This is a genomic window from Salicola sp. Rm-C-2C1-2 (genome assembly GCF_040196175.1).
GTDB lineage: Bacteria > Pseudomonadota > Gammaproteobacteria > Pseudomonadales > Oleiphilaceae > Halospina.
Genome location: NZ_JBEFNF010000001.1, coordinates 255,460 through 269,130 on the forward strand (window position 1 = coordinate 255,460; position 13,671 = coordinate 269,130).

Genomic DNA, 13,671 nt, shown 5'->3' on the forward strand with positions numbered 1-13,671 from the left:
TCAATGACAAAAACAACACGACAGTGGCAACAATGGGCGCAGATGCCTCTGGCAGCGGCTGTAGCAGCCGGTTTTGCCGGGCCAGCGAGTGCGTTCACCTTCAACGTGGGTGACGTGGATGGCGCCTTTGACACCAACCTGACGGCAGCGGTGGGATGGCGCACAGAGAGCCCTGATAAAGAACTGATCGGTCAGGGGAACCTGCCAGGTTCCAACCAGGGTGCGTCCACCATCAACTACGATGATGGCAACCAGAATTTCGACGCCGGTGATACCTATTCAGAGATTGTGCGCGGCACCAGCGAGCTCTATCTGAACCGGGATTTCCGCGGCGACTATCTCAGCCGCGTGGGCGGTTTTGTCCGCGGTCGGTATTGGTATGATTTCAGGGTTAAAGATGACGATTTCACTCGAGACGGCCTTGCAACCATCAGTGAGGATGGCAAAGACAATGCTTCGGGGGCTGAGCTCCTGGATGCGTACGTGTGGACGGACTGGTATCTGGGAGACATGCCTGTCAGCGTGCGTTACGGCAATCAGGTCTTCAACTGGGGTGAGAGTACCTTCATTCAGGGCGGGATCAACGCGACCAACCCGGTCGACGTTGGCGCCATTCGCTCGCCGGGGTCAGAACTCAAAGAAGCACTCCTGCCCGTGGAGGCGTTGTTTACCTCAATAGGGTTGACTCGATCGCTTACGCTGAAAGCTTATGTCCAGTTTGACTGGGAACCCACCCAGATTGACGACTGTGGCACCTTCTTCAGTTCCAACGATTTTACGGCTGATGGTTGTGGTCCTGTTTATGCCTTCGGCACTGAGAGTGAGGCCGGCAATCAGGGGTTGCCGACGATCGATCGGGAGAGTGATAAGCGCCCTGACGGTGAAGACCAGTTTGGGGTGGCACTGCAATGGTATTCGCCTGAACTGGGCAATACCGAATTCGGGCTCTATCACGTGAGATACCATAGCCGGCTGCCCTATATAAGTGGCCGAGTGGCGGAAAGTCGCGGTGGGCTGCCGAACTACTTCGTTGAGTACCCTGACGACATTAAGTTGTACGGCTTGAGCATGAATACCAATATCCCTGGCGGATGGTCTGTTGGGGCTGAATACAGTTTCCGGGAAAATATGCCGCTTCAATGGAACGCGTTTGAGCTGATCAACGGCGGGCGAGGGCAACCCTTTTCCGAGCTGTTTCAGGAACGGATTCAAAGCCCAGGGGTTGGTTTCAGTGATCTCGCCGGTGAAGAAGTTAAAGGGTTTGATCGGTTTAAAGTGTCGCAGGCACAGACAACGTTCATTAAGTTCTTTGACCGGGTTCTGGGGGCCAGTCGCCTGAGCTTTGTAGGTGAGGTTGGTATGACCTATGTGCATGATTTGCCCTCACTCTCCCGGTTTGGTCGTTCCGGCATCTGGGGCGTTGGCGATTTCACAGACAAGGAGAATGCCAGCGGAAACTTAACGAGCTGCGAGGCCGAGAATATCAACCCCAGCAACTGCACGAATGACGGGTTTGTAAGTGATTTTGCCTGGGGCTATCAGTTATCGGCCACGTTGGAGTATAACAACGCGATTGCTGGCGCAACGCTTAAGCCTTCGCTCTCATGGTCGCATGATGTGAATGGTTATTCGCCTGAGCCTGGCGGTGCCTTTAATGAGGGGAGCAAGGCTGTCGGCCTGGGTCTAACCGCCGAGTATCGGAATAATTACGAAGCAGGCATTGAATATACCAACTATTTTGGTGGTGATTACAATGCAATCTCAGATCGAGACAACCTAACGGCTAGCGTTTCGTACTCGTTCTGATGGGTGATGTTTTAAACTGACTGCTGTACCACCTTAGCCCTGTGAGGTAACTGAATAATGACATTTCGAATGAACGCGCTGGCCAGTGGCATTCTGTCGCTGGCGGTAGTCGGCTCTCCTGCACTTGCTGCAGTCTCTGAAGAGGAGGCCGCGAAGCTCGGCAACGAACTGACCCCCATCGGAGCCAAAAAAGCGGGTAATGGTGACGAGATCCCTGCATGGGATGGCGGATTGACGACGCCTCCGGACAACTATGACGGCAAACACTACGTGGATCCGTTCCCGGAGGACGAACCACTGTTCACCATTGATCAGAGCAATGTTGATGAGTACAAGGATCGTCTGTCACCTGGTCAGGTGAAAATGATCAAGGAGTACGACGACTATAAGATGCCGGTTTACCAAACCCGTCGTACCGCCGCACTGCCGGAAAAGATTTATAACAAAGCAAAAGAGAACGCGACCAATACCACCCTTGTCTCTGGCGGTAATGGCCTGGAAAATTTCGACACTGCGGTGCCTTTCCCGATTCCAGAGAATGGCATCCAGGTCATCTGGAACCACATCACCCGTTATCGCGGTGGTGCGGTTAACCGGAACGTTCACCAGGCTGTTCCTCAGGAAAACGGGGACTACACGCCAATCCATTTTGACGAGGAGTTGACCTGGCGGACGGCTTTGCAAGACTACGAGCCGAGCAAGGACTCGAACGTACTGTTCTATTTCCAACAGCAGATCAAGTCGCCGTCACGGCTGGCAGGTAACGTGCTGTTGGTTCATGAAACCATCAACCAGGTGAAAGAACCAAGACGGGCCTGGGTCTACAATGCGGGCCAGCGCCGTGTACGCCGGGCCCCCCAGGTTGCCTACGACGGGCCGGGTACAGCCTCTGATGGTCAGCGCACCTCAGATAACCTGGATATGTTCAATGGCGCGCCTAATCGTTACAACTGGGAGCTGAAAGGGAAGAAAGAGATGTACATTCCCTATAATGGCTACCGGCTGGACGATCCATCCCTAACCTATGATGAGTTGCTTGAATCCGGCCATATCAACCAGGATCACGCCCGCTATGAGCTGCACAGGGTCTGGCATGTGACGGCCACGCTTAAAGATGACGAGCGCCATATCTACGCCAAGCGTGACTTCTATTTTGACGAAGACACCTGGGGCGCAGCCGTGGTGGATCATTACGACGGTCGAGGGGAGCTATGGCGGGTTGCCGAAGGACACGCCATGCAGTTCTATGATCAGGAAGTGCCTTGGTATGCGTTTGAGACCCTCTACGATACGCTCAATGGTCGTTATCTGGTGCTGGGTTTGACCAACGAGATGGACGATCCTTACAACTTCGGAATCGAGCGTCAGCTTCGGGACTACACGCCGAGTGCTCTGCGTCGATCAGGTCGTCGTTGATCATTCATGAAAAACTGATCTGAAAAAAGCCCCGCCCTTCACGGCGGGGCTTTTTTACGTCTCCGGGGTGGACTCTGAGGGAGAAGCCGTGCCTTCTGCCTTCATCCGGTCAATCAAATCATCTTTGTTCTGCCACAGCCCGCTGATCCACTTCTGGAACTCGATCCGGAATGCCCGGTCATTCTGGTAATCCCGCCCCAGAAACTGTTCCGGAATCCGCTTCTCGTCGATTCGGATGAGCACGCGCCGTGTGCGCCCACTCAGGTAATCCCAGATGCCGCCGGGGCCGTCCGGATAGACAATGGTAATATCCAGCATGATGCTCATCAGGTTACCCATAGCACCCAAGACAAACCCAGTGCCGCCCGAGCGGGGCTTGAGCAGATTGCGATAGGGAGAGTTCTGCTGTTGATGTTTGGCCGGCGTGAAGCGGGTGCCTTCCATGAAATTGAATACGGCAACGGGTGTGTGCTCGAACTTCTCACAGGCCCTGCGTGTGGTTTCAAGGTCCTTGCCCCGCAGGTGTGGCTTTTTCATGAGCTGCTGCTGGGTGTAACGCTTCATGAAGGGGAAGTCCAGGGCCCACCAAGCGATGCCGAGCAGCGGCACCCAGATGAGCTCTTTTTTGAGGAAGAACTTCATTAGTGGAATACGGGGGTTAAGCACCCTCTGGGTCACCAGGATATCCGCCCAGGACTGGTGGTTGCAGGTAACGAAATACCATTGGTTCCGGCTGAGGTTGGCATTGAGCTCCACGTCCCACTCAATGCGATTAAGCAGGCGCATGAAAAGCCCGTTATTCTCAATCCAGACAAAAGCAATGGCATTGAGCCCGCGAGTGCACAGCTTGCGGAATGAAGTGATTGGAATGATCAGCTTGAGGATGGCAAGCAGCAACAGAAGGGGATAAAGAATCAGGGTGCTGAGAAGGATCAGCAGTAAGCAGAGCGTGCCCTTGAGCGGCGCAGGGAGAAAATCCAGCATGTTGGCGACCGTCTGTCCAGTGAATGGATTAGGTGTTGGATACGGTCGCCATTATACATGGGCTTAAAGCCGTGCCAATTTTTCAGTGAACAGGCGTTACCTCAGTTTCTGAAGCGTTCCCGGTAGTCGATGATTAGGGCGTTGAGTTTTTCGATCGGGGCCTCCGAGGTCAGCAGTTGTTTGAGGCGCTGATCATAATCAGAGAGGTCGTTAACGCGAATCATGGAGCGGATTTCCTCCACGTACGCCTGCCCACGCTCTGAGTAAGCCTGCAACCCGCCGGCCAGGGTGATGCCATCCGGAAACTGATTCTTTGCGCGCAGTGACCGGCGCCGCTGTCTGAGATCGCGATAGGCGTTGTGACGGTTCAGGTTCGTCAGGTAGGCCCGGATTGATGCAAAAGGCGACTTGAACACTTCCACCTCATGGGTCATACCTGAGGTACGGCTTTTGGGAACGAGGCCACACCCTTTCGTAAAGCACCATTGCCCGAAAAGGTTGTTGCCCCGGGTTGCAAAACGGCTGGTTCCCCAGGCCGACTCGTTGGCAGCCTGAGCCAGAACCAGGGAAGGAGGCACGATGTCCATCCGCTGTTCAAGACCGTTGATGAGCGCTTTTGGGGTCTCAGCATCAACACGCAGGCGACTGGCATGCTTCGCGAGCCACTGCTTATCCCTCTCGCTGAGTTCTGTCTTCTGGCGGAGCTGTCGGAGATGATGCCGGGCCGCTTCAATCCGAAGGTTCGCCAGGGCCAGCCGTGGGTAAAGATAGCCAAAGAAGGCTGCTTTTTTCTCGGCCACGACACTGTATTGTTTAAAGTCCGGCAAAGGGGCGCCCGCCCAACTGGGGAGGGAACTGCTTTCCAGCAGTGCCGGCTCGAATACCTGGGTGACGGGGCGTTCATAGGTAACCTGGCTGGCAATGAAACCGGCGGCGAGGCCACCAATCACCAGGGCAGACACCAGGAGCAGTGTCGGTAAGGGTCGCAGTTCCATTCATACCTCCGGATTTTTGTAGCGTACGCGGCCGCATTGATGGGGGTTCAGTTGGCGCAACCCGCCGCGCTGTCATCCCTGAATCCTAACAGGAATCCTACTTTTTCGTTAGATTGCGTGATCATGACCAGGGTATCGCCATCATTCGCTGCAAAGCCTTTGAACGCTCTTTTTGAGGAGCCGCAGGAATTGATTGTGAAGGTGGCTCGATCTGAGCCGGGTGACAGGGTGCACCCCTCACCCGATTCTGAAGTGGCATCAGCAATACCTAAAGTATCGCTGTCCGTGCTGTAATCCGTTTTATGCCCCGAAAGCTCGAACGCTGCGCTTTCCTGGTTCGTTTCAATGCAGGCATTCTGATGCTGTATCAGTGAGTCAGACCCAGTGATGGTAACCCCCTGGAGACGGTAGGCGGTGTTGGAAGCCGGGAGTGTGTCCTGAGCATCCTGTCTGTAGGCAACCCGTAGAAGCGAGCCAGCCTCGGCGCCTTCTGAGGTGGGGCGGGAAGAGGTGGCAATCCAGCGTTCATCGGCTGACACGGCACCGTTGGGAATGCCTTCGTCGGCATTGCCCCGTTGGTTCTGACTTCCATAGTTGATGAACAGGTTACCCAGAAATTCGCGATTGCCGTCATCCGGCGTTTCAAGCTGGGGCACGGGAAGCAGCTCAAAGCCGGAATAGGGATAGGTGGTTGAGCCATTCAGGGCCCAGGCAGAGGTCTTTTTCTCGGTACCTTGCTCATTACCCGTGAATTCCCAGGTGCCCAGGCTTGCGCGGGCGATATCAACCCCGCCGTTGGAAGCAGGCTTCACCTCAAATCCTGCAAATTGATAATCAGCGTTGAAATCAGCCGGTGTGAAATCGTCTTCTCCCTCCCACTCGGACAGGTTGAGCTCTATGGAACTGATTGCCTGCTCCTCCAGGATCTGGTCCCGGTCATAACCGGTTTCTTCCGTTCCGGAAAGTGCCCATCCGCGGGCCGCGAAAAAGTGGCTGCTGAGCATGGCTTCAGGGGGTTGGTTGGGGGCTCGCTGAGCCCCGGCTCTATAGACCTGAGGGTTGGGTGCCCACCCAATAGTCCGGCTGCCCTGATCGCTGACGGTCTGGAGGACGGGGCGGAGGCTGGAAAGCGTGCGGGGGTCGCCATTGCCGTCATCCTCGGGCGCGAATAACTGATTCGCCTGGGTGCTGTAACTTCTGAAGGCGTCGTCCAGCGGTGAATCAAAGGAGCGTCGCTGGAATGGCATGTCGGCGGTGCCCAGCGCAAGATCAAAGCCGAGTTCTGATAGCGACAGGTTTCCGATTGAGTAGCTGGGGTAGGTGTACGCGGTGCCGTTGGTCTGGCTCACGCCCCGGTCCAGAGTATGAGTGGCCCAGAACCCGCCATTGTCGCCGGTGTTCAGGCTGACGCTGTACTGAACGGCGTTATAGCCTGGCGCGATATTATCGCCATCGTTGTTGCCGTCAGTTTTGTCGAGGGTCGCTGCCTCTTGGGTAAGCAGTGCTTCAGCTTTTTCCAGGAACGTCATGAAGTCCGCCCGCTCTCTGAGTGCGGATTCGCCCTCTGTTACATCGATCTCGAATGAGTGCACCTGATCGGCTACTGGTTGCCAGACAAGATCGTAGGTGCAGTCAACGTCATTGCAGCGGTTAATCTCGCTGACAACGTTGGTGTTTTTGACCAGATCCGAGGCGACCTCATCAATCAGAACCTCTGAGAACGGGTTCACGAACACATGCCCGCACTCGGAAGCGACGGGCGCCCTGAAAGTGCTGCCGGCAACAGACGCTTCAATGGCTATGTCGATGCGTCGGGGAATGGCGTTGTCAAAAGTGACCACGAAACCATCGTCGACTGTTTCAGTGCTGAGGCTTTGCGACCATTGACTTGCGATTTCAACCAGGCGGAGTTCCGCACGGGTGGTGCTGCTCAGTCCGCTGGCCTTTCCAGCATCCGGGCCGTTGCTCGGCGTCTGCACGCTTACCAGCAGCTGATTGTCATCGAGATTGCGCGTGCTCTGGCAGCGGTCCCCGGAGCCTTCATCACGGAAGTCGGGGGTGTCACCAATACCAAACGAGTTCTTATCACTGACGGATGGCCCCCCGCTGTCGCAGGCGGCCAGAGCGAGTGATAGTGAGGCGGCGATAAGGGTAAAGAGGCGGGCTTGCATGGTGAGGCTCCGGAGCTGCTGACCCGTTGAATGGTTGGCCTACGAGTCTAGTTGAGCTCCGGAAGTTCTGCCGTGAACCAGTCCGGGTTCTGTCAGAAGAGGATGCGCATGCCGCCAATCAAGCCCTCTTCGAACCGGTAGTCGTCGTCACCGCGGGTGTCGAGGTCCGCGCCTACATAGCGGTAGCCGGCGAAGACCTCGGAGTTGCGGATCAGGCGGTAGCTTACCGTGGCATCGGTGTGCCGCATGCGGTCGGCGTCGCCGTAGGACAGTATGGAGGGCGACATGTAGAGGCTGCCGCCAACAGAAAGGCCAGGCACTTCCGGAATGTTCATGCGGACGAAGGCACCGGGTGCGATGGCGCCACCGTCGATGTCACGGTCGCCGTCATCAAAATACATGTTGCGAACCCCCAGACCCACTGTCATGGGAATGTTCTGAATAGCCGTTCGGCCCCGGGCGTGCAGATCAACGGTTGCCAGGTGGCGGCTGCCATCATGGTAGGTGTAGCCTACGCCGCCGCCGAGTTCTTCCCGGGCGTCGGTGAAGCTGTATTCGCCGCGCACTGAGTCATCGGTCAGACTCAGGTTCAGGCTGTCCGCGTGCACCGTTGCGGCCGGTGCGGTGAGCAGGGCCGCGGCGACACAGGTGCGGATCGCTCGGTTACGTTGCATAGGGGGTGTGCTCCTGTTGATGACCATGAGGATTCGCCAGTGCATGATAGAGGGACGGGCACCGTTCTACAATTACGCGTTATCAAGCCTCTTAACCACGCAACTGCCATCCGCCACAAACCAGTGGATATCCAACTGGTGTAGGCGCAGCGCGTAGTGGTGTTGCGGGTCATCCTGGTGGTAAGCCGGGCGGGGGTCCTGGCTGAGTACCTCGCGGATCAGTTCCCGCAATTCGGGGTGCTCTCCCTGAAACTGCTGCAGTTGTTGTTCCGCTTCGCAACTGAACCGGACGCCGAGGGCAGGGCGCGGAGGCTCGCTGGCCCAAGCGGCGGTTGCCGACTGGGGTGCGTCACACCATGGCAGGAAGGGCTTGATGTCCAGCACCGGCGTGTCATTCACCAGGTCGATTTCGCTGATGGCCAGGCGCAGATCCTCGTTATGCTGGATCAGGCCCTGATTGCGCACCAGGGAAAGGCCGAGTCGATTGGGCCGGAACGGAGAGCGGCTGGCGAAGACACCGACACGCGTGTTGCCGCCCAGTCTGGGAGGCCTGACCAGGGTGGACGGGCGGTGCGCCGCCGGGATCTGGTGAAACAGGAAGGTGATCCAGATATGGGAAAAATTCTCCAGTCCCCGGAAGGCCTCTTCGTTGTTCCAGGGGGGATGCAGCACCACGTCGCCACGGGCATGCGGGCACAGTGACGGCTGGCGGGGTACGCCGAACTTGTCTGGAAAACAGGAGTGGACTGTGCCGATGGGAGTGATCGTGGGGGGCTGGCTCACTGAAGATCTCCGTTGCTTGAAAAGAACATCTCGATACGGAAGGTCAGGGTACCTTCAGGCTGGAAGTCGTTCTGTCGGCGATAGCGCAATGAGGGAATGATCTCACCATAGAGCCAGTCGTCGTGCAGCCGCTTGCGGTAGAGAACATCCGTGAAGTATTCAGAGCTTGCCCAATTGTCAAAGGTGTTTCCAAGCATCCCAAGACGCAGGCGTACAAAATGGCGGTTACGGTAGCGGCGCTGCAGGCGGAAAATCTGCGCCAATTCGAACCCGCGCTTGCGGTGGATCCAGCGTGCCTCAGAAGATGCCCGGAATTCCCAGTCCGGGCCCAGGGACCGGTGGAAGCCCAGCCACGAGCGTGCAATCCAGCCTTCATGAAGATACCAGAATAGCCGCTGATCCACGCGCAGTCGCCATTCACGGCTCAGCTGCCAGTCGGACCAGGTGCGGGCGCGCGCGAATACCTGAATGGGCAGGCGAAGACGTGCCCCAACATCGGTGCTGGCATTCCAGCGGTCGGTCAGTGGTGAGAGAAAGCGCAGGGCGCCCGCCGTGAAACTGTTTTCGTCTTCTTGTTCCGGTGCCAGTGTGCCCCGCTGTTGCCGGTCCGGCAGAGGTGCCAGGTCATCGGCGTCGCTTTCCACAATAACCCGGAATTTCTCCTCCGACGTAGGTACATCGAGCTTGAAGCGAGCGTCCGGCTCAAACCCCATGCGGCCATCTTCGGTATAGCGGTTGAAAGCGCCGAGTCGAAGATAGCTGTCATTGTCCTGATTTACCCAGGTCTGGCCGGAAAGAGCCTGGTCGATGCCCTGGCCCAGCGCCTGAACGTGGCGTGAATGGATCCGCCGGCGGCGTACCACCCAGTGGCCTATAGGGTCGAGCCAGTTGTCTTGGGGCTTAAGGTACCTGGGACCATCCCAGTCGAAAAAGTCGGGAGGAAGCTCATCGATAGCCACCCTGGGAGGCGGTTCCGGTTCAGGCGCCAGTGTGGTTACGGCCGGGGCGGATTCGACACCAGCAAGCATGAAACTGGTCACGCCAATCAGCGTTCGGAGCCACCTCACGGCATCAGCAGCCCCAGGCCGATGGCGGTGTAGAGGCCCATCAGACCGATAGACAGGGCGGAAAAGGCGCCCGTTTCCGAGCCCATTTCAAAAGCGCGGGTGGTGCCCACGCCATGGCCGATCATGCCCATGGCGCAGCCCTTTGCCGCAGGGTGCGTGACGCCGGTGATGCGCAGTATCGGGCCACCGCAGGCAGCGACCAGGATCCCGGTGACCATGACGAAGCCGGTAGCCAGCGGGGGATAGCCGCCTATGGACTCGGTGACGGAGATCGCCATGGGGGTGGTGATGGACTTGGTGGCCATGGACATCAGGGTGGCGTGGTCCGTTCCGGTGAGCCAGAGCAGCCCGGTAGCACTGCCCGCCGCCACAACGCCGCTGACAGCCAGTGTGACCATCAACGGCAGCAGGTGGCGACGGATGAGGGCGAGGTTCTGGTAAAGCGGCAGGCCCAGGGCCACCGTGACGGTGCCGAGCATGAAGTGGATGATGCTGGCACCTTCCATGTAGGTGCTGTAGTCAAGGTCGAGTATCAGCAATGTGGTGCCAACGATGGCGATGCCGGATACCACGGGCTGGAGAAAGCTGGGCTTGCCGGTGATACGGTACAGTCCATGGCCGGCCAGGTAGGCCAGCAGGGTTAGGGTGATGGCGAAATGAGGGGAGGTCAGGATGGCGCTCATCGGCTCAGCCATTGCATCAGATGAGCGGTGGTGACAAATGCGATTAGGGTACCCAGTGTCAGTGCCAGGGCAATACCGAGGGCCTGCTCCATGAGCAGCGCGCCCAGCGTTACGATACCGGCGCCCGCCGGGATGTAGAACAGCGCCATATGGATGAGCAGGTGGCGTGCGGCGTCGCGCTCCGGGTCATACCCCCCGCCCGTTATCACCAGGTAGAGAAAGAACAGTATCATGCCGGAGATCGGGCCGGGCAGCGGCATCCCCGGAATCTGTTCCAGAGCCAGGCCAATGAGCTGGAACAGCAGGATGATTGCCAGACCGGCAACAATGCTGCTTTTCATGACAGGGTATCCCCGGAGACTTCGGCGGCCATGGCGAGAAGATGCTGGTGCAGACCGGCGACCTCGTCCCGCACACGTTCCAGGGGCTGGTCGTTATCGATCACGTTACCTGCCGCCCTGAGTCGCTCTTCCCGGGGCATCTGGGCGGCGATGATGCGCTCCACCTGGGCCCGGTCGTTGGCATCCCGGCTCATGGTTCGCTGGATCTGGGTCTCATTACTGACGTCCACCACCACGATGTGCTGGCAGAGTCTGTACTGGTCTGTTTCCAGAAGAAGCGGCGAGACCAGCATCTGATAGGGCGAATCGGCTTCGGCAAGGTAATGCTTAAGGCGTTCGGCAATGCGTGGGTGCAGCAGTGCCTCGAGCCACTGGCGTTCGCTGTCATCACTGAACACACGCTGGCGCAGGGCGGCCCGATCCAGGGTGGCGTCCTGCTGGAGAATGGCATCGCCGAAGTGCTCCCGGATGGCCTCCAGGGCCGGCTCGCCGGGCTCAACCACTTCGCGGGATACATCGTCCGCGTCGATCACGAAGATGCCGTGTTCACGGAACAGCTCGGCCACGGTACTCTTGCCGCTGCCGATGCCTCCGGTCAGGCCAACCACAAACATGTCAGACCCTCATAAAGGACAGCCACAGATCCAGCAGTTCCGGCCCATACCAGAGTGCGATCACGCCAGCGGCGGCGAGGTAGGGACCGAAGGGAATTGGAATGTTGCGATCATGCCCACGCGCCGCGATCATCGCAATACCTACCACGGCGCCCACCAGACTGGAAAGCAGAATGATGGCCGGCAGCATGGTCCAGCCCAGCCAGGCACCGAGTGCCGCCAGCAACTTGAAGTCGCCATGCCCCATGCCTTCCTTGCCGGTGAGAAGACGGAACAGATGGTAGACACTCCAGAGACTGAGATAACCTGCAACCGCGCCCCAGAAGGCCGCGTCAAGGCCGACCTGGCCGAGACCGAGAGCGCTGACCACAAGGCCGCCCCAGAGCAGGGGCAGCGTGATGCTGTCCGGGAGCAGGGTGGTTTCGAGGTCGATGACGGTCAGGGCGATCAGAGCCCACAGAAACGGGAGGGTGACGAGCGCTTCAACGCTGGCGCCAAGGACCAGGATGGTTACTGCTGAAAGGGCTGCGGTCAGTGCTTCAATCAGTGGGTAGCGCGCGGAGATGCCCGTGCCGCAATGCCGGCAGCGCCCGCGCAGCAGCAGCCAGCTGAGCACCGGAATGTTGTCGATCATCCGGATGATGTTGCCACACTCCGGGCAATGAGATTGCGGATAGGCAAGACCGTAGGCATTGTCCTGGCCGCTCTCCGGCGCGTTGTCACTGTCCTGCCCGAAAAGAGCCTGGCATTCCTGGCGCCATGCGTTTTCCATCATCCGAGGTAACCGAAGAATCACCACGTTGAGGAAGCTGCCCACACACAGCGAGACGGCCACCAGTGCTGGCCACAAAAGCCAGGGGGTGCTGAGGATGATCTGTATCAGGTTCTGCAAGATCGTTTCCCTGATGTTGAGAGTTACATTACCGACCCCATCTGGAAGATGGGCAGGTACATGGCGATGATAAGACCGCCCACAAGGATACCGAGGACCGACATGATAATCGGTTCCATGAGGGAGGTCAGGTTATCAACCAGATCATCCACCACCGCTTCGTAGTGGTTCGCGACCTTACCAAGCATCTCATCCAGGTTACCGGACTCCTCCCCGATGGAAGTAAGCTGAATGGCCAGAACGGGAAATACGCCCGTCTGGCGCATGGCGGTCTGGAGCTGCGTTCCAGAGGATACTTCGTCTTTGATCTGGAGGATGGCATCGCGGTAGACCGCGTTACCGGTGGCACCTGAAACCGAATCCAGCGCATCCACCAGCGGCACCCCGGCAGCAAACGTCGTTGAGAGCACACGGGCAAACTTGGCCACGGCTGATTGGTCCAAAATCGTACCGACCACGGGCAGCTTCAGGACGTACTTATCCACAGCGTCTGAGAAGCGGGCGGAGCGCCGCTTGGCGGTCCGGAACCCGAAAAAGGTGGCCACGATGCCGATCAGTACAGCCCACCACCAGGCCTGTAGCCACTCAGACATGCCAATGACCATCTGTGTGAAAGCGGGCAACTCCGCACCAAAGCCCTGGAACAGAGACTCGAACTGCGGTACCACTTTGACCAGCAGGATAGCGGTGACAATAACCGCCACGATGATGATCGAAATCGGGTAGGTCATGGCCTTTCTGACCTTGCGCTTGAGATTTTCCGTTTTCTCAAGGTAGGTCGCCACCCGATCCAGCATGCTCTCAAGAGCACCGGCACTTTCACCGGAATCCACCAGGTTGCAGTAGAGATCATCAAAGTGCTTGGGGTGCTGGCGCAGGGCATTGGCCAGGCTGTTACCGCCGGCGACGTCGTTGCGGATGGTGATGATCAGCTCCTGGAGGCTTTTGTTCTCAAGACCGTCCGAGACAATGTCGAACGACTGAATCAGGGGCACGCCGGCCGTCATCATGGTCGCCATCTGGCGCGTAAAGGTGGCGATGTCGAACGGCGTGATCTTTTTCTTGCCTCCCAGAAGAGGCTTGCTCTTTTTCTTGATCTTCCCCGGTGTGAAGCCCTGCTTGCGCAGCTGGGCTTTAACCAGTGCAACGGAGGCACCGGTGGTCTCACCACCGGTCTTGTTGCCCTTGCGATCCTTGCCTTCCCAGACGTAGGTGTCGAGCTTCTGTTCGTTGGCCGCCATTGCG

General features: G+C 58.0%; 13 protein-coding genes. 2 read left to right on the forward strand and 11 right to left on the reverse strand.

The features are described 5' to 3' along the window. The first annotated feature begins 3 nt into the window (after window positions 1-3). Both AAF659_RS01165 and AAF659_RS01170 read left to right on the forward strand, forming a co-directional pair. Window positions 4-1,806 (forward strand): DUF1302 domain-containing protein, encoded by a 1,803-nt coding sequence (locus tag AAF659_RS01165; RefSeq protein ID WP_349749866.1) that lies wholly within the window; start codon window positions 4-6, stop codon window positions 1,804-1,806. A 57-nt stretch (window positions 1,807-1,863) separates the two neighbouring features. After that, window positions 1,864-3,222 (forward strand): DUF1329 domain-containing protein, encoded by a 1,359-nt coding sequence (locus tag AAF659_RS01170; protein WP_349749867.1) that lies wholly within the window; start codon window positions 1,864-1,866, stop codon window positions 3,220-3,222. Window positions 3,223-3,276: 54 nt separating this feature from the next. On the opposite strand, the gene yihG is transcribed toward AAF659_RS01170, so the two are convergent. The 11 genes from yihG to AAF659_RS01225 form a co-directional block, all read right to left on the reverse strand. Further along, entirely contained in the window at window positions 3,277-4,206 is a 930-nt protein-coding gene (gene yihG / locus AAF659_RS01175; protein ID WP_349749868.1) for a 1-acylglycerol-3-phosphate O-acyltransferase, YihG family, read from the reverse strand. A 101-nt stretch (window positions 4,207-4,307) separates the two neighbouring features. Beyond that, a complete protein-coding gene (locus tag AAF659_RS01180; protein WP_349749869.1) occupies window positions 4,308-5,201 on the reverse strand; it encodes a glucosaminidase domain-containing protein in 894 nt (297 codons plus the stop codon). A gap of 47 nt (window positions 5,202-5,248) precedes the next feature. Further along, a complete protein-coding gene (locus AAF659_RS01185; RefSeq protein WP_349749870.1) occupies window positions 5,249-7,372 on the reverse strand; it encodes a hypothetical protein in 2,124 nt (707 codons plus the stop codon). A gap of 92 nt (window positions 7,373-7,464) precedes the next feature. After that, a complete protein-coding gene (locus tag AAF659_RS01190; RefSeq protein WP_349749871.1) occupies window positions 7,465-8,046 on the reverse strand; it encodes a YfaZ family outer membrane protein in 582 nt (193 codons plus the stop codon). Window positions 8,047-8,118: 72 nt separating this feature from the next. Next, entirely contained in the window at window positions 8,119-8,829 is a 711-nt protein-coding gene (tsaA, locus tag AAF659_RS01195; protein ID WP_349749872.1) for a tRNA (N6-threonylcarbamoyladenosine(37)-N6)-methyltransferase TrmO, read from the reverse strand. Continuing rightward, on the reverse strand, window positions 8,826-9,896 hold the full coding sequence (locus AAF659_RS01200; protein ID WP_349749873.1) for a hypothetical protein: 1,071 nt from the start codon (window positions 9,894-9,896) through the stop codon (window positions 8,826-8,828). Before AAF659_RS01200 ends, tsaA begins: the two co-directional genes overlap by 4 nt. Next, window positions 9,893-10,579, reverse strand: a complete 687-nt coding sequence (locus tag AAF659_RS01205) for an LrgB family protein (protein ID WP_349749874.1) — start codon at window positions 10,577-10,579, stop codon at window positions 9,893-9,895. Before AAF659_RS01205 ends, AAF659_RS01200 begins: the two co-directional genes overlap by 4 nt. Continuing rightward, window positions 10,576-10,920, reverse strand: a complete 345-nt coding sequence (locus AAF659_RS01210; RefSeq protein WP_349749875.1) for a CidA/LrgA family protein — start codon at window positions 10,918-10,920, stop codon at window positions 10,576-10,578. Before AAF659_RS01210 ends, AAF659_RS01205 begins: the two co-directional genes overlap by 4 nt. Continuing rightward, a complete protein-coding gene (gene coaE, locus AAF659_RS01215; RefSeq protein WP_349749877.1) occupies window positions 10,917-11,534 on the reverse strand; it encodes a dephospho-CoA kinase in 618 nt (205 codons plus the stop codon). Before coaE ends, AAF659_RS01210 begins: the two co-directional genes overlap by 4 nt. A gap of 1 nt (window position 11,535) precedes the next feature. After that, on the reverse strand, window positions 11,536-12,426 hold the full coding sequence (locus AAF659_RS01220; RefSeq protein WP_349749878.1) for a prepilin peptidase: 891 nt from the start codon (window positions 12,424-12,426) through the stop codon (window positions 11,536-11,538). 23 nt (window positions 12,427-12,449) lie between these two features. After that, window positions 12,450-13,667, reverse strand: coding sequence for a type II secretion system F family protein (locus tag AAF659_RS01225; protein WP_349749879.1), 1,218 nt, complete (start codon window positions 13,665-13,667; stop codon window positions 12,450-12,452). Window positions 13,668-13,671: the final 4 nt, after the last annotated feature.